Raw genomic sequence first — 25,030 nt, 5'->3', positions numbered from 1 at the left:
TCGCGCGCGGTTCACCATTGTGCCAAACCCAATGCTGGCGCGGCTTGTAACCCGGTTTGGGCTTGACAGTCGCCCGGGCCGGATGCCTAATACGTCTCTACGCCGCAGCGGCCAACACGGCGCTGAATCGCATCATCCATGGCGTAGCAGTTCACAAGTTGTGCTTTGCAGCGCAAGAATCAGACATCCACTCGTTCTACCGGCCACTGGCGCACGGCTTGCGTCTTCGCTGCGTGCGGCCGGCCTATATTCTGTGAGGGGTACTCCTGCATGAACAAAACCGAACTCATCGATCACATCGCTAGCAAGGCTGACATCTCCAAGGCGGCTGCCGGCCGTTCTTTGGATGCACTGATCGGTGCCGTCAAGACCACCCTGAAGAAGGGCGGCACGGTTACGCTGGTGGGCTTCGGCACCTTCGCCGTCTCGGCCCGCGCCGCTCGCACCGGCCGCAATCCGCGCACGGGCGAAACGATCAAGATCAAGAAGGCCAAGGTGCCGAAGTTCCGTCCGGGCAAGGCCCTGAAGGACGCCGTCAACTGATAGACGGCATGACGGGCGCGGCAAAGGCGGGGGCGTTGCCCTCGATTTGCCGACCCTCAGGCGCTCCGCTATACTGCGGTCCGCATTGCGCAGTGGCTCCCCGCTACAAGGGGTGCTTAGCTCAGTTGGTAGAGCGGCGCCCTTACAAGGCGTAGGTCACAGGTTCGACCCCTGTAGCACCCACCACCGCATGCACCCACCACCGCATGCGCCCGCCATCGCATTCGCATCTCGTCGAATCCCGCGGTGTCTCCAGATTTTCCCTGAAGCAGCTTCCTGTCGCGGCAGGCATCGGATCCACGGTTCCGGTCTGCGTCGCACCTCCATTCTCTTTCCCCCTGCGTCTCAAGATATCGCCGCGTACGCGTCGTCTGGCCGTCGTTCGTCTGCGTCCGGCATGTGGCCCGCTGATGGCCAGGGCCTGGGGCCGCAATGTATTGCGCCGCGGCCGGGGCTCGTCCTGATCCAGCGGGCCCGCGGCGACGCCGATCCGCCCGGAAACGTTGCTATAACTTAACTTGCGAATAATTCGCATTTAATATATCGTATCGGATTCCGAAGCCGCCGGCGGGCTGCGCGCGTTTGTTCGATGCGTGGCGGGCTGGCTGATAGTCCATAGATAGTTCCTCGGCTGATTCATGCCTAGCCCTCAATACGGTCGGTACGCTTCCTCTTCCTCCCTGTCTTCCTTCTTGTGGCGTGGCGCGGCGGGTGTGGTCATCCTTGCCCTGCACGTAGGCGTTGTCGCCGTTGCATACTATTTCGGCGATACCGAAAAGCCGCAGATGCTCGAGCAGGAGCCGGTGATGGTCAGCGTGATCGAAGCGCCTGAGCCCCAGTTGGCGCAAGTCCAGCCCGAGACCGAAACGCCGCCGCCCCCGGTGGAAGAACCTCCTCCGCCGCCGCCCGTCGAAGAGCCGCCTCCGCCCGAGCCGGAGCCCGAGGTCGAGCCGGAACCCGAGCCCGAGCCCATCATCGAGAAGCCGCCCGAGCCTGCGCCCAAACCGAAGCCGAAACCCAAGCCCAAGCCGCAACCCAAACCGCAGCCCAAGCCCGAGCCGAAGCCGGAACCCAAGCCGCAGCCGGAAACGCCGCCGCCGCCCAGCCCCGTGGGCGAGCAGAAGGTGACGCAGGCGCCGCGCCAGGCGCCGCAGCCCAGCGAGCCCGAGACGATGACCAACGTCGAGTATCTCGGCGGCCAACCCAAGCCGAACTATCCGGCCATCTCGGCGCGCATGCGCGAGGAAGGCCGCGTCGTGGTGCTGGTCGACATCAATACCCAAGGTCTGCCCGAAACCGTGCGCATCGATACGTCGTCAGGCTATCCCCGCCTGGACGAGTCCGCGCTGGCCGCAGTCCGCAAGGCCCGATTCAAACCACTTATGCGAAACGGGGTGGCCCTGCCGGCCCGCGCCCGAATTCCGTTCGATTTCACGATGAGGAACTGAGATGTCCAACGCCATCCAAACCGCCACCCTGGTGGCCCAGGCGACGACCGGCGCACCCGCGGCGCCCGCAGCCACGGCAGCCGCCGCTGCCCCCCTGCAGCCCGCTGCCGCGGCCGCTGCGACCGCGCCGCTGCCCGTGCCCGACATGGGTTTCATGCACTTCGTCACGCAGGCCGACTTCGTCGGCAAGACGCTGTTCATCATCCTCATCGTCATGTCGCTGGTCACGTGGTACCTGATCGTGGTCAAGGCCTTCGGCAACATGAGCATGCGCCGCCGCACGGCCGCCTTCCTGAACAAGTTCTGGAACGCGTCCTCGCTGGCGCAGGTCGAGAATGAAATCGCCACGCACGGCGCGCGCGATCCCTTCTCGCACCTGGCCAGCCACGCCATCCACGCGCAAAGCCATCATGCCCGCTTCGGCGCCACCAAGCTGGAGGAAGTCGGCTCGAACGGCGAGTTCGTCACGCGCACCATGCGCAAGGTCATCGACGAAGAAACCGCCAAGCTGGAAAACGGCCTGACGGTGCTGGCGTCGGTGGGCTCCACCGCGCCGTTCGTGGGCCTGTTCGGTACGGTGTGGGGTGTGTATCACGCGCTGGTGGGCATCGGCCTGTCCGACGGCGTCACCATCAACCGCATCGCCGGTCCGGTGGGCGAAGCCCTCATCATGACGGGCCTGGGCCTGGCGGTCGCCATTCCCGCGGTGCTGGCCTACAACGCCTTCGTGCGCAACAACCGCGTCTACCTGTCGCGCCTGGATGCCTTCGCGCATGACCTGTTCGCGTTCCTGACCACCGGCCAGCAGGTCGCCATGCCCAGCGGCAAGGTGCGTCCGCTGCACCGCGCCGCGCCGGCTGCCGGCGCACGGAGCGAATAATGGCGTTCGGCGGCTTCGACAATAAAGGCTCGGGCAGTCACACGGTATCCGACATCAACATGGTGCCGCTGATCGACGTCATGTTGGTGCTGCTGGTGATCTTCATCATCACGGCGCCGCTGTTGGCGCACTCGATCAAGATCAACATGCCGCAGGTCAGCGCCGAGCAGATCCAGGAAGATCCCAAGACGATCGACCTGGCCATCGACGCCAACGGCGGCCTGTTCTGGAACGAGCAGCCGGTCAACATCGATGACCTGCCGAACCGTTTCCTGACAGTCGCGCACGACAAACCGCAGCCCGAGATCCGCATCCGCGCCGATCAGGCCACCCGCTACGAAACGCTGGCCAAGGTCATGGCCTCGGCGCGCCGTTCGGGCATGGGGCGCATCGGTTTCGTGACCACGCCGGCGCCTGGCGTGCCGCCCATCCCTGCGCCCGCCGCCCCTGCGGGGCAGGGCGCCGCAAGCGCCCCGCGCTGACGGCATCCTGACATGCGAGAAACCGGCCCCACGCGGGCCGGGATCGCGCTAGAATCGCGCCATGCGAGTACTAGTCATCGAAGACGACACCACCCTGGGGCATGCTCTCCAGGAGTTCCTGTCCGACCAGGGGTACGCGGTCGACTGGCTGACCGAGGGCGATAAAGTCCAGGGCGCCATGGTCGGCCAGTCGTACGAGTTGATCCTTCTGGATCTGAATCTGCCCGGTCTGGGCGGCCTCGAGGTGTTGCGGCAGCTGCGCCTGGACGGCAATCAGGTGCCGGTGCTCATCCTCACCGCGCGCGATGGTCTCGACGACCGCGTGGCGGGCCTGGATGCCGGCGCCGACGACTACGTCACCAAGCCTTTCGACCTGCCCGAGCTGGCCGCCCGCGTTCGCGCGCTGGCCCGCCGCCGCAGCGGCCAGGCCCAGCCCTTCATCGAAGTCGGTCCGCTGGTGTTCGACACCGTCGGCCGCGAAGTGCGCGTCAATGGCCAGCGCCTGTCGCTGTCCGTGCGCGAACTCTCGGTGCTCGAGATGCTGATGGCGCGCGTCGGCCGCGTGGTCACCAAGCGCCAGATCGTCAATTCCCTGTCCGCCTGGGACGCCGACTTCAGCGAGAACGCGGTCGAAGTCTACGTCTACCGTCTGCGCAAGCGCCTGGAGGGCACCGGCGCCAGCATCCAGACGGTGCGCGGCTTCGGCTACCTGCTGGACGTGGAAGCGGCGTGACGCGCCACCTGGCCCGCAACGCCGCGGCCACCCGGTAGGCCCCTTCGCCTGCCGATCCTGATCCGACATGCCCCAGCATCCTTCCGCCACGCCGCCGGTCGAGCCTGCGCTCGATCGCCGCTGGCTGCCCACGGGCTCGCTGGCGCGCCACCTGGTCGTGCGGCTGATGCCGCCGATCCTGGTCCTGGTGCTGCTCGACCTGGCGGCCACCTGGGTCATCACCCACAAGATCGAGCTCTCGCTATGGATGCTGGAGGATTTCTTCTGGCTCATGGTGGTGTGCCAGGTTCTCCTGATCATCCTGTTCGCAGGCGTCATCATCCAGGGCGTGCGTTCCGGGCTGCGCTCGGTCAATGACCTGTCCGAGGAAATCCGCCAGCGCTCCATCGACGACATGCAGCCGATGGAAGTGGCGGACCTGCCCGCCGAGATCGCGCCGCTGGTCACGCACATCAACGATCTGCTGGGCCGCCTGGATGCCTCGCTGAAGGCGCAGCGCCGTTTCATCGGCCACGCCGCGCATCAGTTGCGCACGCCGCTGGCCGGCCTGCGCCTCGAATCCGAACTGATGCTGGCCCGCCCGCTGCCCGACGACGTGCGGGTGCGGGCCGAGCGCATCAAGGTGGTCAGCGACCGCATGATCCGCCTGGGCCAGCAATTGCTGGTGCTGGCGCGCGCCGACCCCGATGCGCAGCCGCAAGACCGTTTCGTGCGCATCGACCTGTGCGAGTGGGTACGAGCCAGCGGCGCCGAATGGATTCCACGCGCCCGCGCGCAGCAGGTCGACATCGACCTGGCCGCGCCCGACCTGCCGGTGTGGGTCGATGGCGATCCGTTGCTGCTGGACGAACTGCTGGGCAACCTGATCGACAACGCCTTGCGCTACGGCAAGCCGCAGGGCCGCATCACGCTGACCGTCGGCACCAACCCGCCGTCGCTGACCGTCGAGGATGACGGCCCCGGCATCACGCTCGATGAACGCGAAAGCGTGTTCGAGGCCTTCTACCGTTCGCCCACCGCGGCGGCGGGCGGATCGGGCCTGGGCCTGGCCATCGTGCGCGAGATCGCGCACGCGCACGGCGCCTGGTGGAAGCTGGCCAGCCGGCCCGAGTATCCTGGCACCCGGCTTTCCGTGGTGTTTCCCGGCCCGCGCAAGGGCACGCAACTGACCCGTAACGAACGTACCTCATGAGCGCAACATCCCATCCTGGCCATGGCGAAACCTCGTCCCGGCGCGTGCTGGTGCTGGGCGCGCTGGGCGTGGTGTACGGCGACATCGGCACCAGCCCGCTGTATACGCTGCGCGCCTGTCTGACCGCCTTCGACGAAGTGCGGCCCGGCCACGTGCTGGGCATCCTGTCGATCCTGTTCTGGCTGTTGATGCTGGTGGTGTCGCTCAAGTACGTCACCCTGGTGCTGCGCGCTGACAACCGCGGCGAGGGCGGCACGCTTGCCCTGCTCGAACTGGCCGTGCGCGGCCGCCAGGGGCGCACGCGCGCCGTGCTGGTGGGCCTGGGCATCTTCGGCGCCGCGCTGTTCTACGGCGACAGCATGATCACGCCTGCCATTTCGGTGCTCTCGGCGCTCGAGGGCATCGGCGTGGTCTCGCATCGCCTGGACCACTGGGTGGTGCCCCTGGCGTTGGTGGTGCTGGTGCTGTTGTTCGCCATTCAGTCGCACGGCACGGGCACCGTGGGCAAGCTGTTCGGGCCCATCATGGCGCTGTGGTTCGGCACGCTGGCCGCGCTGGGCGTGTGGCAGATCATCCAGAATCCCGAGGTGCTGGCCGCGCTGAATCCGCTGCTGGCCGTGCGCTTCGTCATCGACTATCCCGGCGCCAGTTTCCTGCTGCTGGGCGCGGTGGTGCTGGCGCTGACCGGCGCCGAGGCGCTGTACGCCGACATGGGCCACTTCGGCCGCCCGGCCATTCGCACGGCCTGGTTCTGGATGGTGCTGCCGGCGCTGACGGCCTGCTATTTCGGGCAGGGCGCATTGCTGCTGCGCGACCCGTCCGCCTTGCGCAATCCCTTCTTTCTGATGGCGCCCGACTGGGGCCTGGTGCCTCTGGTGGCGCTGGCCACGGTCGCCACCGTGGTGGCCTCGCAGGCCGTCATCTCCGGCGCCTTCTCGGTCACCCGGCAGGCGGTGCAACTGGGCTTCTGGCCGCGCATGCAGATCCTGCACACCTCGGCGCTCGAAAAGGGCCAGATCTACCTGCCGCAGGTCAATGCGCTGCTGCTGTGCGCGGTGCTGGTGCTGGTGCTGCTGTTCCAGAATTCCGAGAACCTGGCCGCGGCCTACGGCTTTGCCGTCACGGGCACGATGCTGACCACTTCCATCCTGGCGTTCTGCGTGCTGCCCACGGTGATGGGCGGCCGCCGGGCGCTGTGGCTGGCCCTGCTGTGCGTGTTGCTGGTCGTAGACGTGCTGCTGTTCAGTTCCAACGTGCTCAAGCTGCACGAGGGCGGCTGGCTGCCGCTGGCGGTGGGCGTGGTGATCTACGGGCTGATGATGACGTGGCGGCGCGGCCGCCAGCTGCTGGCCGACCTGCAGGCGCGCGATCGCCAGCCGCTGCAGGAATTCATGGTGCAGCTGGAAGAGTACCCGCCGGCGCGCGTGCACGGCACGGCCATCTTCATGACGATGAATTCGGGCTATGTGCCGCCGGCGCTGCTGCACAACCTCAAGCACAACAAGGTGCTGCACGACCAGGTGGTGTTCCTGACGATACGCGTGGCCGACGTGCCGCACGTCGCGCCCGACGAGCGGTTCACGTTGAAGCGCCTGAGCACCTCCAGCTGGCAATTGACGGTGTTCTACGGATTCAAGGAAGATCCCGATATTCCCGAGTCGTTGCGCGACGTGGCCGAGGCCTATCCCGAACTCGATCTGGAGCCGATGCGCACCTCGTTCTATCTGTCGCGGCAGACCGTCGTGGCGGGCCGTCGCCCGGCCATGTGGGCCTCGCGCCGCGCGGTGTTCGCCTTCATGGCACGCAACGGCACGCGCAGCACCAAGTTCTTCAAGATTCCGCCCAATCGGGTGGTGGAGATGGGGATGCAGGTCGAGCTGTAGCCGGTTCGCGCTCGGGTGCGCCACCTGGGGATTCGCCGAATGGCTCGTGCCGGGATGTCGTTCAGCGCGCGTCCAATGAGATGTTCGGGTGGCCGGCGATGATCTCCAGCACGGTCTCGAAGTACGTCGAGCCGGTGCCTTCCTCCAGTTCCGCCAGTGATCGGCGGGCCCATTCCTGATTGTACCGCCGCGGATTCCGTAGCTTGTCTTCGTAGAAGGCCCGCGTTGCTTGCTCGCCGAGGTCGACGCGGTTCTTGTCGTGGTGCAGCCAGATCAGCGTGACCCGTTCCTTGCCCTGGATCGCGCCGTAGCCGCCATACAGCAGGTCGTCCAGCGCGTCCAGGCTGGGCGCCAGTTGCCAGGTTTCGTCGGCCATGAACACGCGGTTGATCTCCGCGTACAGGCTGGGAATGTCGTGGATGCGGCCGCCGTCCAGGATCAGCGTTTTCGTCATGATCGTGCTTCCGTCGCGATGCCCGCACAGGTGCCGTGCCGTTGTCCGGTCAAGCCGGTGACTTGTCGATGCCTTCCAGGGATTCCTGGATGTCGAGCCACTGTTCTTCCAGCTCGTCCACCTTCTTGCCCAGTTCGCCGTGCTCGGCCATGACCTGCTGGCGCTCGGCGCGGCGGGCGTCGGAATAGAAGTCGGGGTCGGCGATCAGGGCATCCAGGACCTGGATGCGCTGGCGCGATTTTTCCATGTCGGTTTCGACCTTGGCCAGGCGTGTCTCGAGCGGCTTGCGCAGGGCGGACAGGCGCTGGCGCTGTTCGGCTTCCAGGCGTTTCTGGGCCTTGCGGTCGACCACCGGCGCGGCCGCGGCACCGCCGGCCGCGCGCGCGGCTTCGGCCTTCTCGGCGCGTTCGGCGGCGGTGCGGCTGGCCAGCCAGTCGCGGTAGTCTTCCAGGTCGCCGTCGAATTCGCGGACCTGGCCGTCGGCCACGATCCAGAAGCTGTCGACGGTGGTGCGCAGCAGGTGCCGGTCGTGCGAGACCAGCAGCATGCTGCCCGAGAATTCGGCCAGTGCGGCGGCCAGGGCCTCGCGGGTTTCCACGTCCAGGTGGTTGCTGGGTTCGTCCAGCAGCAGCAGGTTGGGCTTCTGCCAGACGATCAGGGACAGCGCCAGGCGCGCCTTTTCGCCGCCCGACATGGGGCCGACCTTGCTCAGCACCGTTTCGCCCGAGAAGCCGAAGCCGCCCAGGTAGTTGCGCAGTTCCTGTTCGCGCACCTCGGGCGCCATGCGCGCCAGATGCTGCAGCGGCGTGCTGTCCAGGTCCAACATGTCGAGCTGGTGCTGATGGAAGTAGCCGATGGCCAGGCCGCGCGAGGCGCGGCGTTCGCCGGCCTGCACCGGGATTTCCTCGGCCAGGGTCTTGATCAGCGTGCTCTTGCCCGCGCCGTTGGCGCCCAGCACGCCGATGCGGCTGCCCGCGCGCACCATCAGCGTCACGTCGCGCAGGATGGGCGCTTCGGGATAGCCCGCCGAGGCATGTTCCAGCACCAGCAGGGGATCGGGCGTGTGCTCGGGAGAAGGGATGCGGATGTCGATGCCGGCCTCGGCATGCAGCGGCGCGCGGGCCTCCATGCGGGCCAGGGCCTTCACGCGGCTCTGCGCCTGCTTGGCCTTCGAGGCCTTGGCCTTGAAGCGGTCGATGAAGCTTTGCAGCCGCGCCGCCTCGCGGTTCTGGCGCTCGTAGGCCACGTTGGCCTGGCGCAACCGTTCGGCGCGCTGCGTGACGAAGTCTTCGTAGCCGCCGCGATAACGGATCAGCTTGGCGTGGTCGAAGTGCAGCACGGCACGGACGACGGCATCCAGGAACTCGGTGTCGTGCGAGATCAGCAGCACGGTGCCGGGGTAGGCGCCCAGCCACTTCTCGAGCCACAGCATGGCGTCGAGATCCAGGTGGTTGGTGGGCTCGTCCAGCAACAGCAGGTCGGACGGCGCCATCAGCGCGCTGGCCAGCGCCAGGCGCATGCGCCAGCCGCCGGAGAAGCTCTCCACGGGCCGCATCCACTCGTCGGGCGCGAAGCCCAGGCCGGCCAGCAACTGTTCGGCGCGCGACGCGGCGTCCCAGGCGCCGGCCTCGGCCAGCTCGGCCTCGACCTCGGCGATCTGCGTGCCTTGCTCGGGCGACAGCGCCTCGCGCTGGGCCTGCAGGTTGCGCAGATGGCGGTCGCCGTCGATGACGAACTCGCGCGCGGGTTGCGTGTCGGCCGCGATTTCCTGCTTCACGCTGGCGATGCGCCAGCCCGCGGGTAGGTCCAGCGTGCCGGCATCGGCGTCCAGCGTGCCCGTCAGCAGGCCGAACAGCGAAGACTTGCCCGCGCCGTTCTTGCCGACGATGCCGACGCGCTCGCCGGGATGCACGACGAATTCAGCGCCGTCCAGCAGCACCTTGGTGCCGCGGCGCAGGGTCAGTCCAGAAGCACGTATCACAATTGTTCGCGGGTCAGCAGCAGGATCTGGTTCGAGGTCTCGGCGCTGTCCAGCCAGACCGGATCCAGTTCGGGGAAGGCCGCGGCGAAGTTCTCGTACTCGTTGCCGATCTCCAGCACCAGCACGCCGTGCGGCGCCAGGAAATCCGGCGCGCGGGCCAGGATGTTGCGCACCAGGTCCATGCCGTCCGCGCCGCCCGCCAGCGCCATCGTGGGCTCATGGCGGTATTCCTGCGGCAGCGCGTCCATCGAGCCGCTGTTCACGTAGGGGGGATTGCAGACGATGACGTCGTACCTCCGCGCGGGCAGGGCGTCGAACAGGTTGCCCTGGTGCAGCGCCAGGCGGTCTTGCAGGCCGTAGTCGGCCACGTTGCGGGCGGCCACTTCCAGGGCGTCCGGCGACAGGTCGACGGCGTCGACCTGTGCGTTCGGGAACGCCAGCGCGGTCAGGATGGCCAGGCAGCCCGAACCGGTGCACATGTCCAGCGCGTACTGCACCGCTTCGGCATCGGCCACCCAGGGCGCGAAGCCGGTTTCCAGCAGTTCGGCGATGGGCGAGCGCGGCACGATCACCCGTTGGTCCACGTAGAAGCGATGGCCGCGCAGCCAGGCCTCGTGGGTCAGGTAGGGCGCGGGCAGGCGGTCGGTGACACGGCGGTCGATCAAGTCGAGCACGCGCTCGCGCTCGCTGGACAGCACGCGTGCGTCCAGGAAGGGATCGAGCGTGTCCAGCGGCAGGTGCAGCGCATGCAGCACCAGGTACACGGCCTCGTCGTAGGGGTCGTCCGTGCCGTGGCCCAGCACCGCGTGCGTGGCATTCAGGCGCGATACGGCGTAGCGCACCAGGTCGCGCACGGTAAGCAGTTCGGTTCGGGCGTTTGCAGGGACCATGGGGCCTCAGCGAGCCGCCGGCAGCAGGTTTTCCAGCGTGCGGCGGTAGATGTTCTTCAGGGGGGCCAGGCTGGTCAGCTCGATGCGCTCGTTGACCTTGTGGATGGTGGCGTTGCAGGGGCCGAACTCGATCACCTGCGGACAGATCTTGGCGATGAAACGTCCATCCGACGTGCCGCCGGTGGTCGACAATTCCGCCGTCACGCCGGTCTCGTCGGCGATGGCCCGCACCAGCGCGTCGGTCAGGGTGCCGCGCGGCGTCAGGAAGGGTTCGCCGCCCAGGTTCCAGTCCAGTTCGTACTCCAGGCCGTGCTGGTCCAGCACCGCGTGCACCTGCGCCTTCAGGCCATCCGGCGTGCTGGCGGTGGAGAAGCGGAAGTTGAACAGCGCCACCGCCGTGCCCGGCACCACGTTCGTGGCGCCCGTGCCCGCGTTCAGGTTGGACACCTGGAATGTGGTCGGGGGGAAGTATTCGTTGCCCTGGTCCCATTCGATGGCAACCAGTTCGGCCAGCGCGGGCGCCAACTGGTGCACGGGGTTGCGCGCCAGGTGCGGGTAGGCCACGTGGCCCTGCACGCCCTTGACGGTCAGCTTGCCCGACAGCGAGCCGCGGCGGCCGTTCTTGCAGGTATCGCCCAGCACGTCGCCGGACGTGGGTTCGCCCACGATGCAGTAGTCGAGCTGCACGCCGCGGCGCGTCAGTTCCTCGCAGACGATGACGGTGCCGTCGACCGCGGGGCCTTCTTCGTCGGAGGTCAACAGCAGCGCGATCGAGCCGCCGTGTTGCGGATTGGCCGCCACGAACTCCTCGGCCGCCACCACGAAGGCGGCGATCGAGCTTTTCATGTCGGCCGCGCCGCGGCCATACAGGAAGCCATCGCGTTCGGTGGGCACGAACGGATCGCTTTCCCAGTGGTCGCGCGGACCGGGTGGGACCACGTCGGTGTGGCCCGCGAACACGGTCAGCGGCGCGGTGTCTCCGCGCCGCGCCCACAGGTTGGTGACGCCGCCGCGCGAGATGGTCTCGCAACGAAAGCCCATGCGCGCTAGGCGCTGCGCCAGCAACTGCTGGCAATCCAGATCGTCGGGCGTGACCGACGGACGGGCGATCAGGTCGCGGACCAGGTCGAGGACGGCGTTGCTCATCAGGCCCTCAGCAGGTCGTTGATGCTGGTCTTGGCGCGGGTCTGCGCGTCGACGCGCTTGACGATCACGGCGCAAGCCAGGCTGTGCGAGCCGTCGGCCGAGGGCAGCGAGCCCGGCACCACGACGGAACCCGACGGCACGCGGCCGTAGGTGATCTTGCCCGTGGCGCGGTCATAGATCTTGGTGCTTTGCGACAGGTACACGCCCATGGCCAGCACCGAGTTCTCTTCCACCACCACGCCTTCCACGACTTCCGAACGGGCGCCGATGAAGCAGTTGTCCTCGATGATGGTGGGGTTGGCCTGCAGCGGCTCCAGCACGCCGCCGATGCCCACGCCACCCGACAGGTGCACGTTCTTGCCGATCTGGGCGCACGAGCCGACGGTGGCCCAGGTGTCGACCATCGTGCCTTCGTCGACGTAGGCGCCGATGTTCACGTACGAGGGCATCAACACCACGTTGCGGGCGATGAAGGCGCCGCGGCGGGCCACGGCGGGCGGCACCACGCGGTAGCCGCCGGCCTTGAAGGCGTGGTCGCCGTACTCGGCGAACTTCAGCGGCACCTTGTCGTAGAACTGCACGGGCGACTGGCCCATGACGACGTTGTCCTGCAGGCGGAACGACAGCAGCACGGCCTTCTTGATCCACTGGTGCACGACCCAGTCGGCGCCGGTCTTCTCGGCCACGCGCAGGCGGCCCATGTCCAGGGCGTCGATCGTGTGCTCGACGGCTTCGCGGATCTCGGCGCTGGCGTCGGAGGGGGAGAGGCTGGTGCGGTTCTCCCAGGCGGTTTCGATGGTGGTCTGCAGGTCGAGAGTCATGGTGATCCGATATCTAGACGGGTTGATGAGATGAGGATTCGAATGGATTCAGGCGTGGGTGCGCACGAAGCGCGCGATGCGCTCGGCGGCTTCCACGCATTGCGCCAGCGGCGCGACCAGCGCCAGCCGCACCCGGCCGCAACCGGGATTGGCGCCACGGGCCTCGCGCGCCAGGAAGCTGCCCGGCAGCACGGTGACGCCGGTGCTGCCGTACAGGTCGCGGGCGAACGCGGTATCGGGGCCCGGCGTGGGCGCCCAAAGATAGAAGGAGGCCTGCGGCCGGCGCACGTCCAGCACGGATTGCAGGATGGGCAGCACGGCGTCGAATTTCTCGCGGTATTGGCGGCGATTGTCGCGCACGTGGTCTTCGTCGCGCCAGGCGGCGATGCTGGCCGTGGCCACCGCCGGGCTCATGGCGCTGCCATGATACGTGCGATAGCGCAGGAAGGGCGCGATCAGCGTGGCGTCGCCCGCCACGAAGCCCGAGCGCAGGCCCGGCACGTTGGAACGCTTGGACAGGCTGGAGAAGGCCACCACGCCCCGGTAGTCGTCGCGGCCCAGCCGGCGCGCGGCCTGCAGGCTGCCCAGCGGCGGATCGCCTTCGTCGTGATAGATCTCGGAATAGCACTCGTCAGAGGCGATGACGAAACCGTGCCGGTCGGCCAGCGCGAACAGCTCGCGCCAGTCTTCCAGCGACATGACGTTGCCGGCCGGATTGCCCGGCGAACACACGAACACCAGCCGCGTCTGGCGCCACACGTCCTCGGGCACGTCGCCCCAGTTGCAGCCGAAATCGCGCGCCGGGTCGGCGTTCAGGAAGTAGGGCCGCCCGCCCGCCAGCAGCGTGGCGCCTTCGTAGATCTGGTAGAACGGGTTCGGGCACACCACGCGCTGATTGCCGGTGGGATCGAGCACCACCTGGGCGAAGGCGAACAGCGCCTCGCGCGAGCCCAGCACGGGCAACACCTGCGTGTCGGCGTCCGGCGCGGGAATGCTGTAGCGGTGCGCCAGCCATTGGGCGATGGCCTGGCGCAGGCGAGGGTCGCCATGGGTGGCCGGATAGACCGACAGCCCATCGAGGCCGTCGCGCAGGGCTTGCACGACCGGCTCGGGCGCGGCATGCTTGGGCTCGCCGATGGACAGATTGATCGGCGTCGATCCGTGCGGCACCACCTGCGCCGAGGCCAGCAGCGCACGCAGCTTCTCGAACGGATAGGGGTGCAAAATATCGAGGCGGGGATTCATGGCCCAAGATTTTACCAAGCAAGCTACAATAGCGGGCTTGGCTTTGCGAGGGTGGCGAAATTGGTAGACGCACCTGGTTTAGGTCCAGACGCCGTTAAGGTGTAGGGGTTCGAGTCCCCTCCCTCGCACCAAGATCGCCGCATGTCCTCTTTCCAGGAGGAAAGCATGCCGCAATTCGGATTGCCCTTGCGCCGCCGCGTGCGCAAGCTGGTCGGAATCGCAGCCGATCGCGTCGTACAGATGATCGGCGGGCATCCCTATGTCGCCGGGTTCGCCGGCACGCTCATCGCACTGGCCATGGCCAGCCTCATCGGCAGCATCCTCTACCTCGGCCGTACCGACGCGCTGGCGCGCGCCCGCGATTCGGCCGCCAGCCTCGTTTCCATCATGACCGGCGATCTCGAGCGCAACATCGAGACCTACAACCTGTCGCTGCAGGGCGTTGTCGAAAGCGCGCAGCGGCCCGGCATCTGGGAATTGCCGCCCGACCTGCGGCAAAACCTGCTGTTCGACAGATTCACCACCGCGAGCTACGTCAGCGGCGCCTACGTGGTCGATGCCAACGGCGCCGTGGTGGCGTCGCAGAGCCAATTGATCGATCGCACGGTGCGTTTCTCCGACCGCGATTATTTCCTGGTGCACCAGCGCAGTCCCGCTGTCGGCCTGTATGTGTCTCATCCGTACCGATCGCGGTTGCGTGGCGGGGCGCTGTCCATCGGCTTGACGCGCCGTATCAACGCGCCCGATGGCAGTTTCGACGGGGTTGCGCTGATGGCTGTGCCGGTCGATTTCTTCCAGCGGCTGGTCGACCGCGTCAACACGGGCAGTGCGGGCTCGGCCTTCATCGCGCTGTCCGACGGCACCTGGCTGGCGCGCAAGCCTACAGTGAGCGCCGATGTCAGCAACAGCCAGCCACGCCTGCCCGCGTTCGCCGTGATGGCCACCCATGTTCCCGACTCCTACGTCGCCCGCTCGCGCGTCGATGGGGTGGAGCGCATCTTCACCTTCGCGCGCGTGCCTGGCAGCCCCCTGATCGCCGTGGTGGCGCCCGCCGTCGAGGACGTGCTGGTCGACTGGCGCGACCGCAGCATCGTGGTCGGCGGGCTGACGGCGGGACTGGTCGGCCTGTTCATCCTGTTGTCGTGGCTGCTGGCCTTCAGCCTGCGCGACAAGCTGCGCGCGCAGATCGAACTGGAACGCCTGGCCGTCACGGATGGCCTGACGGGCCTGAGCAACCGGCGGGCGCTCGATGCCCGTCTCGAGCAGGAGTGGGCGCGCGCGCACCGCGCCGGCACGCCGCTGGCCGTGCTGTTCATCGACGTGGACCACTTCAAGCTGTTCAACGACACCTACGGCCACGGCGCCGGTGACGAGGTGCTGGTCGCGGTGGCGCAGTGCATCAGTTCCTGCGCGCGCCGGCCCGCGGACATGTCCGCGCGGTACGGCGGCGAAGAGTTCGCGATGGTGCTGCCCGAACTGATCGCGGGGCAGGCGACGGCGGTGGCCGAGCGCGTGCGCAAGAAGATCCAGGCGCTGCACGTGGCGCACCAGCACAGCGTGCATGGCGAGGTCACGGTCAGCATCGGCGCGGCCAGTTGCATGCCGGCGGCGGGCGGGTCCGTGGAGAACCTGTTGCGCGTGGCCGATGCGCTGCTCTACGAGGCCAAGCTGAACGGGCGCAACCGCGTCCAGTCGGCCACGGCGGCGCAGGCCGGGCCTGGCCAGGAGCCTGCCGCGGTGTAGGGGCTGGGAGAGGGAGGGCGGCGACAAGGTCGGCGGGGTATCGGCCATGCCATGCCGGGTGGGCCTCCCTCGTTGCGCGACGTCCTTTGCAAGGCGCCAGCAAACATTCCAGGAAACGTGCATAATAGGCGGGTAACAGGCAGCCGTATCCTCGGTTGCCGCCTCAAGATCCCCAGCAAGCCATCACTCCGCAAGACACCCCTGCCACGGGCCATGCCCGCCAGGCCGCACGACTCTCCATGCAGTACGAATCCCTGTTCTGGTCCATGACGGCCCTCGTTGCGCTAGCGCTCGTAGGTGGCACGTTGCTGGCCGGCTTGCGTTCGGCCACGCACAGCGTGGCGGGCGTGTTGGTGGGCGCCCTGGGCGTGCTGGTGTTGGTTCTGGTTTCGTCCAGCGAGGGCGAGCTGGCCAGCCAGGCGTGGCTGCTCGCCGTCGCCTCCTTCCTGTTCTGCTCGGTTATCGGCATTGCGGCCACGCTGGTGGCGCGCAAAGTGCTGCTGCGCATGCGGGCGCGATAGGGCGTTCGCGTTTTTTCAATTCAAACAAGGCGATACCGATCATGGAAATCCTCAGCCGCCGCCAGGCCACGCTCGAACACGGGCTTTGTCTGGAAACCACGTTGGACGGCGCCGGCCTGACGGTTTACGTCATGCTGGGCGACGCCGATCTGGAATCGATTCCCGCCATCGTGCCGCCGGAATTGGTTGAAGCGGGCGCCGCCATACACGCGGCGGGCATCGACGGCATTGATCAAGCGCAAGATCAGATCGATCAGGTGCTTGAAAACATCAATCCCGGCGATGTCGTGGTGTTTTTCTGCGCTGACGAGAACAGTTTCGGGGCGGCTTTGGATCTGCTCGGATTACCGATTGATGACTAATATTTGCTCTTACTGATTTGGTGTAATCCTCGACCTGCGTTACCATCTGTCCCCCACGCCTTTCGCGGGGTGGGAGCAGTGGCGTTTTGCATTAATGGGCATTTGTTGCTCGATATGTGTCCCTGTTTCTCTTTGTTGCATTATGGGCACGCATTTTTGAGGATTATGTTGACTTGAGAGGGGAACCTGACGATAGTGTCGGCACACGATCCAGGGTGTTGATGCTTGTACAGTACCTTGCCTTATCGGCGACCGTTCTTGTTCTACTGTCCCCTCCTTGCTTGATTCGTGGTCCCGGGCGCAAGCCCAATTTATATCTCTAGGAAATACAGTATGGAAACCGGCGTCGTTAAATGGTTCAACGCGGAAAAAGGTTATGGCTTCATCACCCCGGAATCGGGTGGTAAGGACCTGTTCGCGCACTTCTCGGAAATCCAATCGCAGGGCTTCAAGTCGCTGGAAGAAAACCAGCGCGTCAGCTTCGTGACGGCGATGGGCCCCAAGGGTCCCCAGGCCACGAAGATCACGCCCCTGTAAGGCGAGACCTGAAGTGCTGAAAAAGCCCCGCAAGGGGCTTTTTTATTTTCCGGGGTTATTAGTTTCTGCCGGTTTTCTATTTTGCGGGGCGCATTTTTGGGTAAACCGGCGTTGCACGCGGATTGGTATAAACCCTAGGTTAATCGACCGGTCGATGGCCTGCCGGGCAATGCGGCATATCCCGCAGCTCGATAGTGGTTGAAAAAGTTGTGTGTTTATGTAACAAAACACATGGTTGCATACCTATTCCCGCCTCCGTTGACCCCCGCCGAGGACGCTCCTAAACTGAGTCAGCGAGATTTTCAAGCAGTGCGGCTGTGTGCTGTTTTGTGCCGGTTGTCTGTACCCGCTTCGTCGGGCGTCTTTCCCTACTTGATGATCTGGCGCTTCCGCGAGCAATCGCTACTAGGTTGAAGGACAAATCATGGCAACAGGCATCGTCAAATGGTTCAACGCCGAGAAGGGCTATGGCTTCATCGTGCCCGATGACGGCAGCAAGGATCTCTTCGCCCACTACTCCGAGATCCGCAGCGAGGGCTACAAGTCGCTGCAGGAGAACCAGCGCGTCACCTTCGAGATCGGCGAGGGCCCCAAGGGACCCAGCGCCAAGAACATCAAGGTCGCTTCCTGAGCGGATGGACGGAGGAGGGTGCGGGCATGCCTCGCGCCATACGAAAAAAAATCCCGGCCTGTGCCGGGATTTTTATTTCCACCGTGTCAGTGGCGGGCCGCCTTGTCGTCCTGACGGGAGGAATGGGGCATGGCGGTCAGCCGGTCGACGTAGGCGATGCCGATGGCCGACAGGATGAACAATGCGTGGATGATCGCTTGCCACATCACGCCCTGTTCCGTGACGCGCGAGCCCGCGGTGCCCAGGTTGCCGACCTCGATGAAGGTGCGCAACAGGTGGATCGACGAGATGCCGATGATGGCCATGGCCAGCTTGACCTTGAGCACGCTGGCATTGACGTGGCTCAGCCATTCGGGCTGGTCGGGGTGGCCTTCGAGCCGCAGGCGCGACACGAAGGTCTCGTAGCCGCCGACGATGACCATCACCAGCAGGTTCGAGATCATCACGACGTCGATCAGGCCCAGGACGATGAGCATGATCTCGAGTTCGCCGAAGCTGGTGGCGTGGGTGACCAGGTGCCAGAGCTCTTTCAGGAACAGCAGGACGTAGACGCCCTGGGCGATGATCAGGCCCAGGTACAGGGGCAACTGCAGCCAGCGCGAGCTGAAGATCAGCGCGGGCAGGGGCTGCAGGGGGCGGGGTGTGGGGTGCGACATGATGGTGGGTGCGAGCCGGTTGTTATGGGTGATGCGAGGGGAGATTCTAGCAATCCGGCAAGACGAATGTTGCGTTGCATCACCCGAGGCGCAAGCCCCCCGGGTGGGGGCTCGGCGGTTTCCGGTAAAATGACTCGTTTATCCGCATCTCTTCTTTCTACCTCTCGGAAAATAGGTCTTTTAATGCAGCCTGTGGTTGAAACCCTCTCCGGCCTCGAGCGCCGTGTTGATCTGTCCGTCTCGGTCGCCGACGTCGAAAAGGAAGTCCAGGCGCAATTGCAGCGCGTGGCGCGCACGGCCAAGGTGCCGGGCTTCCGTCCCGGCAAGGCTCCCATCGGCATGCTCGAGCGCAGCCATGGCCCTGGCATCCGCTACGACGTGATCAACAGCCAGGTCGGCCGCGCCTTCGAGCAGGCCGTCGACGGTGCCAAGCTGCGCGTCGCGGGCGCTCCCACCCTCGAACCCAAGACCGAAGGCGTGGCTGACGACACGCTGGCCTTCACGGCCACCTTCGAGGTCTATCCCGAGGTCGCCGTGCCCGACCTGTCGACCCTGGCCGTCACGCGCACCGCCACCGACGTGTCGGACGCCGAAGTCGAGAAGACCATCGACGTCCTGCGCAAGCAGCGCGCCACGTTCGAAGCGCGCGAAGACCGCGCCGCCGCCGACGGCGACCGCATCACCCTCGACTTCGCCGGCACCATCGACGGCGTGCCGTTCGAAGGCGGCAAGGCCGAAGGCTTCCCCTTCGTGCTGGGCCAGGGCCGCATGCTGCCCGAGTTCGAGGACGCCGCTCGCGGCCTGAAGGCTGGCGAAACCAAGGTCTTCCCGCTGAAGTTCCCCGATGACTACCAGGGCACCGAAGTCGCCGGCAAGACGGCCGAATTCACCATCACCGTGAAGGAAGTGGCTGAAGGCGTGCTGCCCGAAGTCGACGGCGCGTTCGCCAAATCGCTCGGCCAGGCCGAAGGCGACGTTGAAAAGCTGCGCGCCGACATCCGCTCGAACATCGAGCGCGAGGTCAAGAACCGCGCCCAGAGCCGTACCAAGGCCAGCGTCATGGACGCCCTGGTCGGCGCCGCCCAGTTCGACGTGCCGAAGTCGCTGATCGACAACGACGCGCAGGACCGCGTGGCCGCCGCTCGCGAAGAACTGAAGCAGCGCGGCGTGCCGAACGCCGATTCGATGCCCATCCCGGCCGACGCCTTCACGGAAGAGTCGACCCGCCGCGTGCGTCTGGGCCTGCTGATCTCCGAACTGGTCAAGCAAGCGCAACTGCAGGCCAAGCCCGAGCAGGTGCGTGAGCGCATCGAAGAGTTCGCCCAGAACTACGAGCAGCCGGCCCAGGTGGTCAGCTACTATCTGTCCGACCGCCAGCGCCGTGCCGAAATCGAGGCCATCGTGCTGGAGGACAACGTCGTTGCCCACGTGCTGGGCCAGGCCAAGGTCACCGAGGAAACGGTGCCTTTCGATCAGTTGATGGGGATGTAAAGCATGCAGAGATTCACCGATTTCTACGCGTCCATGCACGGCGGTTCGTCGGTCACGCCGACCGGCCTGGGGTACATCCCCATGGTCATCGAGCAGTCGGGACGCGGTGAGCGTGCTTACGACATCTACTCGCGCCTGCTGCGCGAGCGGCTGATCTTCCTGGTCGGTCCGGTCAACGACGCTACCGCCAACCTGGTGGTGGCGCAGCTGCTGTTCCTGGAATCGGAGAATCCCGACAAGGACGTCTCGTTCTACATCAATTCGCCTGGCGGGTCGGTGTATGCGGGCATGGCCATCTACGACACCATGCAGTTCATCAAGCCCGACGTGTCGACGCTGTGCACGGGTCTGGCGGCCAGCATGGGCGCGTTCCTGCTGGCGGCGGGCAAGAAGGGCAAGCGTTTCTCGTTGCCCAACTCCCGCATCATGATCCACCAGCCTTCGGGCGGCGCCCAGGGCCAGGCCACCGACATCCAGATCCAGGCTCGCGAGATCCTGGATCTGCGTGAGCGCCTGAACCGCATCCTGGCCGAGAACACCGGCCAGCCCGTCGAGCGCATTGCGGTGGACACGGAGCGTGACAACTTCATGTCCGCCGAAGATGCGGTATCGTATGGTCTGGTGGACAAGGTCCTGACGACCCGTGCGGACGTCTGATAGCCAGGAAGTCCCAACCCAGGACGCTTGAGTCCTCGGGGGCTGCAACTGGCCCCCGGTCCGCACTGCCGTCATTTTTTCGACTAAGCGTTGGATGCGTCGGCCGCCCAGGCGGCGGGCGTATCCGGCTCCCAGAGAAACGAAATACTTATGCCTGAAAAAAAGGGATCGGCAGACGCAAAGGTGCTGCATTGCTCGTTCTGCAACAAGAGCCAGCATGAAGTCCGCAAGCTGATCGCAGGTCCGTCCGTGTTCATCTGCGATGAATGCATCGACCTGTGCAACGACATCATCCGCGAGGAGGCCCAGGCCACCGCGCGCGCGGCGATTCGCTCCGAGCTGCCCACCCCGGCCGAAATCAAGACGTTCCTCGACCAGTACGTCATCGGCCAGACTTCGCCCAAGCGCATGCTTGCCGTGGCTGTCTACAACCACTACAAGCGCATCCGCCACGGCGAAATCAAGGGCGACGAGGTCGAGCTGTCCAAGAGCAACATCATGCTCATCGGCCCCACCGGCTCGGGCAAGACGCTGCTGGCCCAGACGCTGGCGCGCATGCTGAACGTGCCGTTCGTCATGGCCGACGCCACCACGCTGACGGAAGCCGGCTACGTGGGCGAGGACGTCGAGAACATCATCCAGAAGCTGCTGCAGAACTGCAACTACGATGTCGAGAAGGCGCAGCGCGCCATCATCTACATCGACGAGATCGACAAGATCTCGCGCAAGTCCGACAATCCGTCCATCACGCGTGATGTCTCGGGCGAGGGCGTGCAGCAGGCGCTGCTGAAGCTGATCGAGGGCACCATCGCCTCGGTGCCGCCGCAAGGTGGCCGCAAGCATCCCAACCAGGACTTCGTCCAGGTCGACACCACCAACATCCTGTTCATCGTCGGCGGCGCCTTCGACGGGCTGGAAAAGGTCATCCGCGACCGCACCGAGAAATCCGGCATCGGCTTCTCGGCCGCCGTACGGGCCAAGTCCGAACGCGGCGTGGGCGAGTTGTTCAGTGAAGTCGAGCCCGAAGACCTGATCAAGTTCGGTCTCATCCCCGAACTGGTGGGCCGCCTGCCCGTGGTCGCCACGCTGGACGAACTCGACGAGGCCGCCCTGGTGCAGATTCTCACCGAGCCCAAGAACTCGCTGGTCAAGCAGTTCCAGAAGCTGTTCGCCATGGAAGGCGCTGAGCTCGACGTGCGGCCGGGGGCCATGAAGGCCATCGCCCGCAAGGCGCTCAAGCGCAAGACCGGCGCGCGCGGCCTGCGTTCCATCCTCGAAGGCGCGCTGCTGGACACCATGTACGACCTGCCGTCGCAAGGCAACGTCAAGCGCGTGGTGCTCGACGACGGTGCCGTCGAGGGCGAGGGCAAGCCCCTTCTGATCTACGCAGACGACCAGGGCGGCGAAACCGAGGCCAAGCCGTCGCGCGGCGAGGTCCGCAACGCCGCCGCCTGATCCGACGGATGCTCGGCGCATCCCGGTTATACCCACGCTGAGGGCATGGGCTTGAAACCCAAAAATAAGGGTTTTAGGGCCTCCAAAGCAGCAAAAACCGCTCAAAAACCCGTCATGGACGGGTTTTTTTGCATCCAGGCCCGGCATCGCCGACCGTCGCTTGAATTTTCAGCTATTGTTCCCATATCAGACGTAACCGATGAGCCTGTCGAGTCTGATAGGCCCGTCCCCGATACGCCGAGTCAACCGAGGAATTCCTATGTCTGCCAGCCAGACCCTGCCTTCCGAACCCATCGACCTCCCGCTGCTTCCGCTGCGCGACGTCGTGGTGTTTCCGCATATGGTCATCCCGCTGTTCGTCGGCCGCCCGCGCTCCATCCGCGCGCTCGAGGTCGCCATGGAGGCGGGCAAGAGCATCATGCTGGTCGCCCAGAAGTCGGCCGGCAAAGACGATCCCACGCCGGAAGACGTCTACGAGATCGGCTGCGTCGCCGGCATCCTGCAGATGCTCAAACTGCCCGACGGCACCGTGAAGGTGCTGGTCGAGGGTACGCAGCGCGCCCGCATCGACAGCATCCAGGACGTCGATTCCCACTTCACCTGCCAGGTCACGCCCATCGAGCCGGATGCCAACCAGGGCTCCGAGACCGAAGCCCTGCGCCGCGCCATCGTGGCCCAGTTCGAGCAGTACGTGAAGCTCAACAAGAAGATTCCGCCCGAGATCCTCACTTCGCTGGCCGGCATCGACGACGCCGGGCGCCTGGCCGACACCATCGCCGCGCATCTGCCGCTCAAGCTCGAACAGAAGCAGGCCATGCTCGAAATCACGGGCACGTCGCAGCGCCTCGAAGGCCTGCTGACGCAGCTCGAGACTGAAATCGACATCCTGCAGGTCGAGAAGCGCATTCGCGGGCGCGTCAAGAAGCAGATGGAGAAGAGCCAGCGTGACTACTACCTGAACGAACAGGTCAAGGCCATCCAGAAGGAACTGGGCGAAGGCGAAGAGGGCGCGGATCTCGAAGAGCTGGAAAAGAAGATCATCGCCGCGCACATGCCCAAGGAAGCGCGCAAGAAGGCCGATGCCGAGCTCAAGAAGCTCAAGCTGATGTCGCCCATGTCGGCCGAAGCCACCGTGGTGCGCAACTACATCGATACGCTCATCAATCTTCCCTGGAAGAAGAAGAGCAAGATCAACAACTCCATCGTCAACGCCGAGAAGGTGCTGGACGACGACCATTACGGTCTGGAGAAGGTCAAGGAACGCATCCTCGAATATCTCGCGGTGCAGCAGCGCGTGGACAAGGTCAAGGCACCCATTCTGTGCCTGGTCGGGCCTCCGGGCGTGGGCAAGACCTCGCTGGGCCAGTCCATCGCCCGCGCCACGAACCGCAAGTTCGTGCGCATGGCCCTGGGCGGCGTGCGCGACGAGGCCGAGATCCGCGGCCACCGCCGTACGTACATCGGTTCGATGCCCGGCAAGATCCTGCAGAACATGAGCAAGGTCGCCGTGCGCAACCCGCTGTTCCTGCTCGACGAGATCGACAAGCTCGGCATGGACTTCCGCGGCGATCCGTCGTCGGCGCTGCTCGAGGTGCTGGATCCGGAACAGAACCACACGTTCCAGGACCACTACATCGAGGTCGACTTCGATCTGTCCGACGTCATGTTCGTGGCCACCAGCAATACGCTGAACATTCCGCCGGCCCTGCTGGACCGCATGGAAGTGATCCGCCTGTCCGGCTACACCGAGGAAGAGAAGATCCACATCGCCCGCGACCATCTGCTGCCCAAGCTGATGAAGAACAACGGCGTGAAGGAAGCCGAGTTGGCAGTCGATGACAGCGCGCTGCGCGACATCGTGCGCTACTACACCCGCGAAGCCGGGGTGCGCGCGCTCGAACGCGAAATCGGCAAGATCTGCCGCAAGGTCATCAAGAAGCTGTTGACCCTGACGGACAAGGGCGAAGAAGCGGTCGCCATGCCGGTCACGGTCGACGCCGAGAACCTGAATGACTACCTGGGCGTGCGGCGCTACACGTTCGGCATGGCCGAGAAGGAAAACCAGATCGGCCAGGTCACCGGCTTGGCGTGGACGGAAGTGGGTGGCGATCTGCTGACCATCGAAGTCGCCGATATGTCCGGCAAGGGCGTCATCCAACGCACCGGTTCGCTGGGCGACGTGATGAAGGAATCGGTCGAGGCGGCCCGCACGGTGGTGCGTTCGCGCGCCCGCCGCCTGGGCTTTGCCGACAGCGTGTTCGAGAAGCACGACATGCACGTGCACGTGCCCGAGGGCGCCACGCCCAAGGACGGTCCGTCGGCCGGTATCGCCATCACCACGGCGATGGTGTCCGCGCTGTCGCGCATCCCGGTGCGTGCCGACGTGGCCATGACGGGCGAGATCACGCTGCGCGGCGAGGTCCTGCCCATCGGCGGCCTGAAGGAAAAGCTGCTGGCAGCCCACCGCGGCGGCATCAAGACGGTGCTGATTCCCGAGGAAAACGTGAAAGACCTGGCCGACATTCCGGACAACGTCAAGAACTTCCTCGAGATCGTGCCGGTGCGCTGGATCGACAAGGTGCTGGAGCTGGCGCTGGAGCGCCTTCCCGAGCCCCTGTCCGAGGAGGAAGCCGTCAAGGACTCCCTGGTGGCTGCCAAGCCGGCCGAACCCGCCAGCGCCGGCGATCAGATCAAGCACTGATCGTTGACGGCGCGGGGGTCCTCCGCCGCGCTTGCAGCATGAACGCCGCAGCCTGGCTGTGGCGCTCACGAAATAGCCGCTCATCGAGCGGCTATTTTTACTTCACGGCGGTGACCTCTTGCCGATATGGGGGCGGTTCCGGCGTGTGCCCGGCGAGGGCCGGGCGTGGTCCGCTGCAGCCCTATCAGGCGCCCAATGCCAATATCTTCGGCTGGCTGGGCACGATGCGCATGCCGATCGTGTTGATGCCGTTCTGGGTGTTGATCGAGGTCAGGCGCGTGGTCGGCGCGCAGCGGTTCAGGTAGGTGAATGCGCCCGTGCGCGGCGTGGAAGGTCCCATCACCAGGTGGGAGATCACGCCGGTGGCGATGCCGGGGTTGTCGCCGTTGGTGATCGGCGTGATCGTGAACAGGTTATGGACCGGCGCGAAGCAGTGCAGGATGTTGAAGCAGACCGGAATGGCCGTCGGGCCCAGCGCGATGTCGGGGTAGGGGATCGGGATCATCGCCGGTGGCGTCAGGCAGACGTCGGGAAATCCCAGGTCCACGCCGAACATCTGTGTATTGGTAAACATGTGT

General features: G+C 65.7%; 24 protein-coding genes and 2 tRNA genes. 18 read left to right on the top strand and 8 right to left on the bottom strand.

Annotated elements, in window-relative coordinates:
* Positions 1 to 270 precede the first annotated feature (270 nt).
* The 8 genes from A7W11_RS16990 to A7W11_RS16955 all read left to right on the top strand — a co-directional run bounded on the left by A7W11_RS16990 (position 271) and on the right by A7W11_RS16955 (position 7,161).
* Positions 271 to 543, top strand: a complete 273-nt coding sequence (locus tag A7W11_RS16990; protein WP_003812968.1) for an HU family DNA-binding protein — start codon at positions 271 to 273, stop codon at positions 541 to 543.
* A gap of 110 nt (positions 544 to 653) precedes the next feature.
* A tRNA-Val gene (locus A7W11_RS16985) sits at positions 654 to 729 on the top strand.
* 452 nt (positions 730 to 1,181) lie between these two features.
* Positions 1,182 to 1,991 (top strand): energy transducer TonB, encoded by an 810-nt coding sequence (locus tag A7W11_RS16980; protein ID WP_066415608.1) that lies wholly within the window; start codon positions 1,182 to 1,184, stop codon positions 1,989 to 1,991.
* Position 1,992: 1 nt separating this feature from the next.
* Positions 1,993 to 2,871, top strand: a complete 879-nt coding sequence (locus tag A7W11_RS16975; protein WP_066415606.1) for a MotA/TolQ/ExbB proton channel family protein — start codon at positions 1,993 to 1,995, stop codon at positions 2,869 to 2,871.
* Positions 2,871 to 3,353, top strand: a complete 483-nt coding sequence (locus tag A7W11_RS16970) for an ExbD/TolR family protein (protein ID WP_066415603.1) — start codon at positions 2,871 to 2,873, stop codon at positions 3,351 to 3,353. The genes A7W11_RS16975 and A7W11_RS16970 overlap by 1 nt, the downstream gene beginning before the upstream one ends.
* 61 nt (positions 3,354 to 3,414) lie before the next feature.
* Positions 3,415 to 4,086, top strand: coding sequence for a response regulator transcription factor (locus A7W11_RS16965; RefSeq protein WP_066415600.1), 672 nt, complete (start codon positions 3,415 to 3,417; stop codon positions 4,084 to 4,086).
* A 67-nt stretch (positions 4,087 to 4,153) separates the two neighbouring features.
* Positions 4,154 to 5,278 (top strand): sensor histidine kinase, encoded by a 1,125-nt coding sequence (locus A7W11_RS16960; RefSeq protein ID WP_082887307.1) that lies wholly within the window; start codon positions 4,154 to 4,156, stop codon positions 5,276 to 5,278.
* Entirely contained in the window at positions 5,275 to 7,161 is a 1,887-nt protein-coding gene (locus tag A7W11_RS16955; protein ID WP_066415596.1) for a potassium transporter Kup, read from the top strand. The genes A7W11_RS16960 and A7W11_RS16955 overlap by 4 nt, the downstream gene beginning before the upstream one ends.
* Positions 7,162 to 7,222: 61 nt before the next feature.
* On the opposite strand, the gene A7W11_RS16950 is transcribed toward A7W11_RS16955, so the two are convergent.
* Genes A7W11_RS16950 through dapC form a run of 6 tightly spaced genes read right to left on the bottom strand, consistent with a single transcriptional unit; the run spans position 7,223 to position 13,698 of the window.
* Positions 7,223 to 7,615, bottom strand: coding sequence for a barstar family protein (locus A7W11_RS16950; RefSeq protein WP_066415594.1), 393 nt, complete (start codon positions 7,613 to 7,615; stop codon positions 7,223 to 7,225).
* Between the two features lie 49 nt (positions 7,616 to 7,664).
* Complete coding sequence (locus tag A7W11_RS16945) at positions 7,665 to 9,596, bottom strand: ABC-F family ATP-binding cassette domain-containing protein (protein WP_156523122.1); 1,932 nt, start codon at positions 9,594 to 9,596, stop codon at positions 7,665 to 7,667.
* On the bottom strand, positions 9,593 to 10,486 hold the full coding sequence (gene prmB / locus A7W11_RS16940) for a 50S ribosomal protein L3 N(5)-glutamine methyltransferase (protein ID WP_066415591.1): 894 nt from the start codon (positions 10,484 to 10,486) through the stop codon (positions 9,593 to 9,595). Before prmB ends, A7W11_RS16945 begins: the two co-directional genes overlap by 4 nt.
* 6 nt (positions 10,487 to 10,492) lie before the next feature.
* The gene (gene dapE, locus A7W11_RS16935; protein WP_156523131.1) at positions 10,493 to 11,635 is read right to left on the bottom strand and encodes a succinyl-diaminopimelate desuccinylase; all 1,143 of its coding nucleotides are present in this window, start codon (positions 11,633 to 11,635) and stop codon (positions 10,493 to 10,495) included.
* The gene (dapD, locus tag A7W11_RS16930; protein WP_066415578.1) at positions 11,632 to 12,453 is read right to left on the bottom strand and encodes a 2,3,4,5-tetrahydropyridine-2,6-dicarboxylate N-succinyltransferase; all 822 of its coding nucleotides are present in this window, start codon (positions 12,451 to 12,453) and stop codon (positions 11,632 to 11,634) included. The genes dapE and dapD overlap by 4 nt, the downstream gene beginning before the upstream one ends.
* Positions 12,454 to 12,501: 48 nt before the next feature.
* Entirely contained in the window at positions 12,502 to 13,698 is a 1,197-nt protein-coding gene (dapC, locus tag A7W11_RS16925; RefSeq protein ID WP_066415570.1) for a succinyldiaminopimelate transaminase, read from the bottom strand.
* Positions 13,699 to 13,743: 45 nt separating this feature from the next.
* Here dapC and A7W11_RS16920 point away from each other — a divergent pair.
* From A7W11_RS16920 to A7W11_RS16895, 6 genes are all read left to right on the top strand, one after another.
* Positions 13,744 to 13,829: transfer RNA gene (locus tag A7W11_RS16920), tRNA-Leu, on the top strand.
* Positions 13,830 to 13,839: 10 nt separating this feature from the next.
* Positions 13,840 to 15,441 (top strand): GGDEF domain-containing protein, encoded by a 1,602-nt coding sequence (locus A7W11_RS16915; protein ID WP_235816898.1) that lies wholly within the window; start codon positions 13,840 to 13,842, stop codon positions 15,439 to 15,441.
* Positions 15,442 to 15,680: 239 nt separating this feature from the next.
* Positions 15,681 to 15,962: a hypothetical protein gene (locus A7W11_RS16910; protein WP_066415558.1), complete on the top strand. Its 282-nt coding sequence runs from the start codon at positions 15,681 to 15,683 to the stop codon at positions 15,960 to 15,962.
* A 41-nt stretch (positions 15,963 to 16,003) separates the two neighbouring features.
* The gene (locus A7W11_RS16905; RefSeq protein WP_066415556.1) at positions 16,004 to 16,324 is read left to right on the top strand and encodes a hypothetical protein; all 321 of its coding nucleotides are present in this window, start codon (positions 16,004 to 16,006) and stop codon (positions 16,322 to 16,324) included.
* A 333-nt stretch (positions 16,325 to 16,657) separates the two neighbouring features.
* A complete protein-coding gene (locus A7W11_RS16900) occupies positions 16,658 to 16,861 on the top strand; it encodes a cold-shock protein (protein WP_066130314.1) in 204 nt (67 codons plus the stop codon).
* Between the two features lie 424 nt (positions 16,862 to 17,285).
* Positions 17,286 to 17,492 (top strand): cold-shock protein, encoded by a 207-nt coding sequence (locus tag A7W11_RS16895; protein WP_066130312.1) that lies wholly within the window; start codon positions 17,286 to 17,288, stop codon positions 17,490 to 17,492.
* An 86-nt stretch (positions 17,493 to 17,578) separates the two neighbouring features.
* Here A7W11_RS16895 and A7W11_RS16890 read toward each other — a convergent pair whose 3' ends face one another.
* Positions 17,579 to 18,148 (bottom strand): TIGR00645 family protein, encoded by a 570-nt coding sequence (locus A7W11_RS16890; RefSeq protein WP_066415553.1) that lies wholly within the window; start codon positions 18,146 to 18,148, stop codon positions 17,579 to 17,581.
* A 183-nt stretch (positions 18,149 to 18,331) separates the two neighbouring features.
* Between A7W11_RS16890 and tig the strand changes: the two genes are divergently transcribed.
* The 4 genes from tig to lon all read left to right on the top strand — a co-directional run bounded on the left by tig (position 18,332) and on the right by lon (position 24,452).
* Positions 18,332 to 19,639: a trigger factor gene (gene tig / locus A7W11_RS16885; RefSeq protein ID WP_066415551.1), complete on the top strand. Its 1,308-nt coding sequence runs from the start codon at positions 18,332 to 18,334 to the stop codon at positions 19,637 to 19,639.
* A gap of 3 nt (positions 19,640 to 19,642) precedes the next feature.
* On the top strand, positions 19,643 to 20,296 hold the full coding sequence (clpP, locus tag A7W11_RS16880; RefSeq protein WP_066415548.1) for an ATP-dependent Clp endopeptidase proteolytic subunit ClpP: 654 nt from the start codon (positions 19,643 to 19,645) through the stop codon (positions 20,294 to 20,296).
* A gap of 150 nt (positions 20,297 to 20,446) precedes the next feature.
* The gene (gene clpX, locus A7W11_RS16875) at positions 20,447 to 21,751 is read left to right on the top strand and encodes an ATP-dependent Clp protease ATP-binding subunit ClpX (protein ID WP_066130306.1); all 1,305 of its coding nucleotides are present in this window, start codon (positions 20,447 to 20,449) and stop codon (positions 21,749 to 21,751) included.
* A gap of 259 nt (positions 21,752 to 22,010) precedes the next feature.
* Entirely contained in the window at positions 22,011 to 24,452 is a 2,442-nt protein-coding gene (gene lon / locus A7W11_RS16870) for an endopeptidase La (protein WP_066415546.1), read from the top strand.
* A 184-nt stretch (positions 24,453 to 24,636) separates the two neighbouring features.
* Here the strand turns inward: lon and A7W11_RS16865 are convergent, their stop codons facing one another.
* Positions 24,637 to 25,026 (bottom strand): DUF4150 domain-containing protein, encoded by a 390-nt coding sequence (locus A7W11_RS16865; RefSeq protein WP_066130302.1) that lies wholly within the window; start codon positions 25,024 to 25,026, stop codon positions 24,637 to 24,639.
* Between the last annotated feature and the right edge of the window lie 4 nt (positions 25,027 to 25,030).

The organism is Bordetella ansorpii, from assembly GCF_900078315.1.
In the GTDB taxonomy this organism is placed as follows: Bacteria; Pseudomonadota; Gammaproteobacteria; order Burkholderiales; family Burkholderiaceae_B; genus Bordetella; species Bordetella ansorpii.
This window is presented reverse-complemented; position numbering and strand designations above follow the sequence as displayed.

Bases quoted from the DNA above. Each gene is read 5' to 3' on its own strand.
- A7W11_RS16990 (WP_003812968.1), top strand. From the start codon at position 271: ATGAACAAAACCGAACTCATCGATCACATCGCTAGCAAGGCTGACATC.
- A7W11_RS16980 (WP_066415608.1), top strand. From the start codon at position 1,182: ATGCCTAGCCCTCAATACGGTCGGTACGCTTCCTCTTCCTCCCTGTCT.
- A7W11_RS16975 (WP_066415606.1), top strand. From the start codon at position 1,993: ATGTCCAACGCCATCCAAACCGCCACCCTGGTGGCCCAGGCGACGACC.
- A7W11_RS16970 (WP_066415603.1), top strand. From the start codon at position 2,871: ATGGCGTTCGGCGGCTTCGACAATAAAGGCTCGGGCAGTCACACGGTA.
- A7W11_RS16965 (WP_066415600.1), top strand. From the start codon at position 3,415: ATGCGAGTACTAGTCATCGAAGACGACACCACCCTGGGGCATGCTCTC.
- A7W11_RS16960 (WP_082887307.1), top strand. From the start codon at position 4,154: ATGCCCCAGCATCCTTCCGCCACGCCGCCGGTCGAGCCTGCGCTCGAT.
- A7W11_RS16955 (WP_066415596.1), top strand. From the start codon at position 5,275: ATGAGCGCAACATCCCATCCTGGCCATGGCGAAACCTCGTCCCGGCGC.
- A7W11_RS16950 (WP_066415594.1), bottom strand. From the start codon at position 7,615: ATGACGAAAACGCTGATCCTGGACGGCGGCCGCATCCACGACATTCCC.
- prmB (WP_066415591.1), bottom strand. From the start codon at position 10,486: ATGGTCCCTGCAAACGCCCGAACCGAACTGCTTACCGTGCGCGACCTG.
- dapD (WP_066415578.1), bottom strand. From the start codon at position 12,453: ATGACTCTCGACCTGCAGACCACCATCGAAACCGCCTGGGAGAACCGC.
- dapC (WP_066415570.1), bottom strand. From the start codon at position 13,698: ATGAATCCCCGCCTCGATATTTTGCACCCCTATCCGTTCGAGAAGCTG.
- A7W11_RS16915 (WP_235816898.1), top strand. From the start codon at position 13,840: ATGTCCTCTTTCCAGGAGGAAAGCATGCCGCAATTCGGATTGCCCTTG.
- A7W11_RS16910 (WP_066415558.1), top strand. From the start codon at position 15,681: ATGCAGTACGAATCCCTGTTCTGGTCCATGACGGCCCTCGTTGCGCTA.
- A7W11_RS16905 (WP_066415556.1), top strand. From the start codon at position 16,004: ATGGAAATCCTCAGCCGCCGCCAGGCCACGCTCGAACACGGGCTTTGT.
- A7W11_RS16900 (WP_066130314.1), top strand. From the start codon at position 16,658: ATGGAAACCGGCGTCGTTAAATGGTTCAACGCGGAAAAAGGTTATGGC.
- A7W11_RS16895 (WP_066130312.1), top strand. From the start codon at position 17,286: ATGGCAACAGGCATCGTCAAATGGTTCAACGCCGAGAAGGGCTATGGC.
- A7W11_RS16890 (WP_066415553.1), bottom strand. From the start codon at position 18,148: ATGTCGCACCCCACACCCCGCCCCCTGCAGCCCCTGCCCGCGCTGATC.
- tig (WP_066415551.1), top strand. From the start codon at position 18,332: ATGCAGCCTGTGGTTGAAACCCTCTCCGGCCTCGAGCGCCGTGTTGAT.
- clpP (WP_066415548.1), top strand. From the start codon at position 19,643: ATGCAGAGATTCACCGATTTCTACGCGTCCATGCACGGCGGTTCGTCG.
- clpX (WP_066130306.1), top strand. From the start codon at position 20,447: ATGCCTGAAAAAAAGGGATCGGCAGACGCAAAGGTGCTGCATTGCTCG.
- lon (WP_066415546.1), top strand. From the start codon at position 22,011: ATGTCTGCCAGCCAGACCCTGCCTTCCGAACCCATCGACCTCCCGCTG.
- A7W11_RS16865 (WP_066130302.1), bottom strand. From the start codon at position 25,026: ATGTTTACCAATACACAGATGTTCGGCGTGGACCTGGGATTTCCCGAC.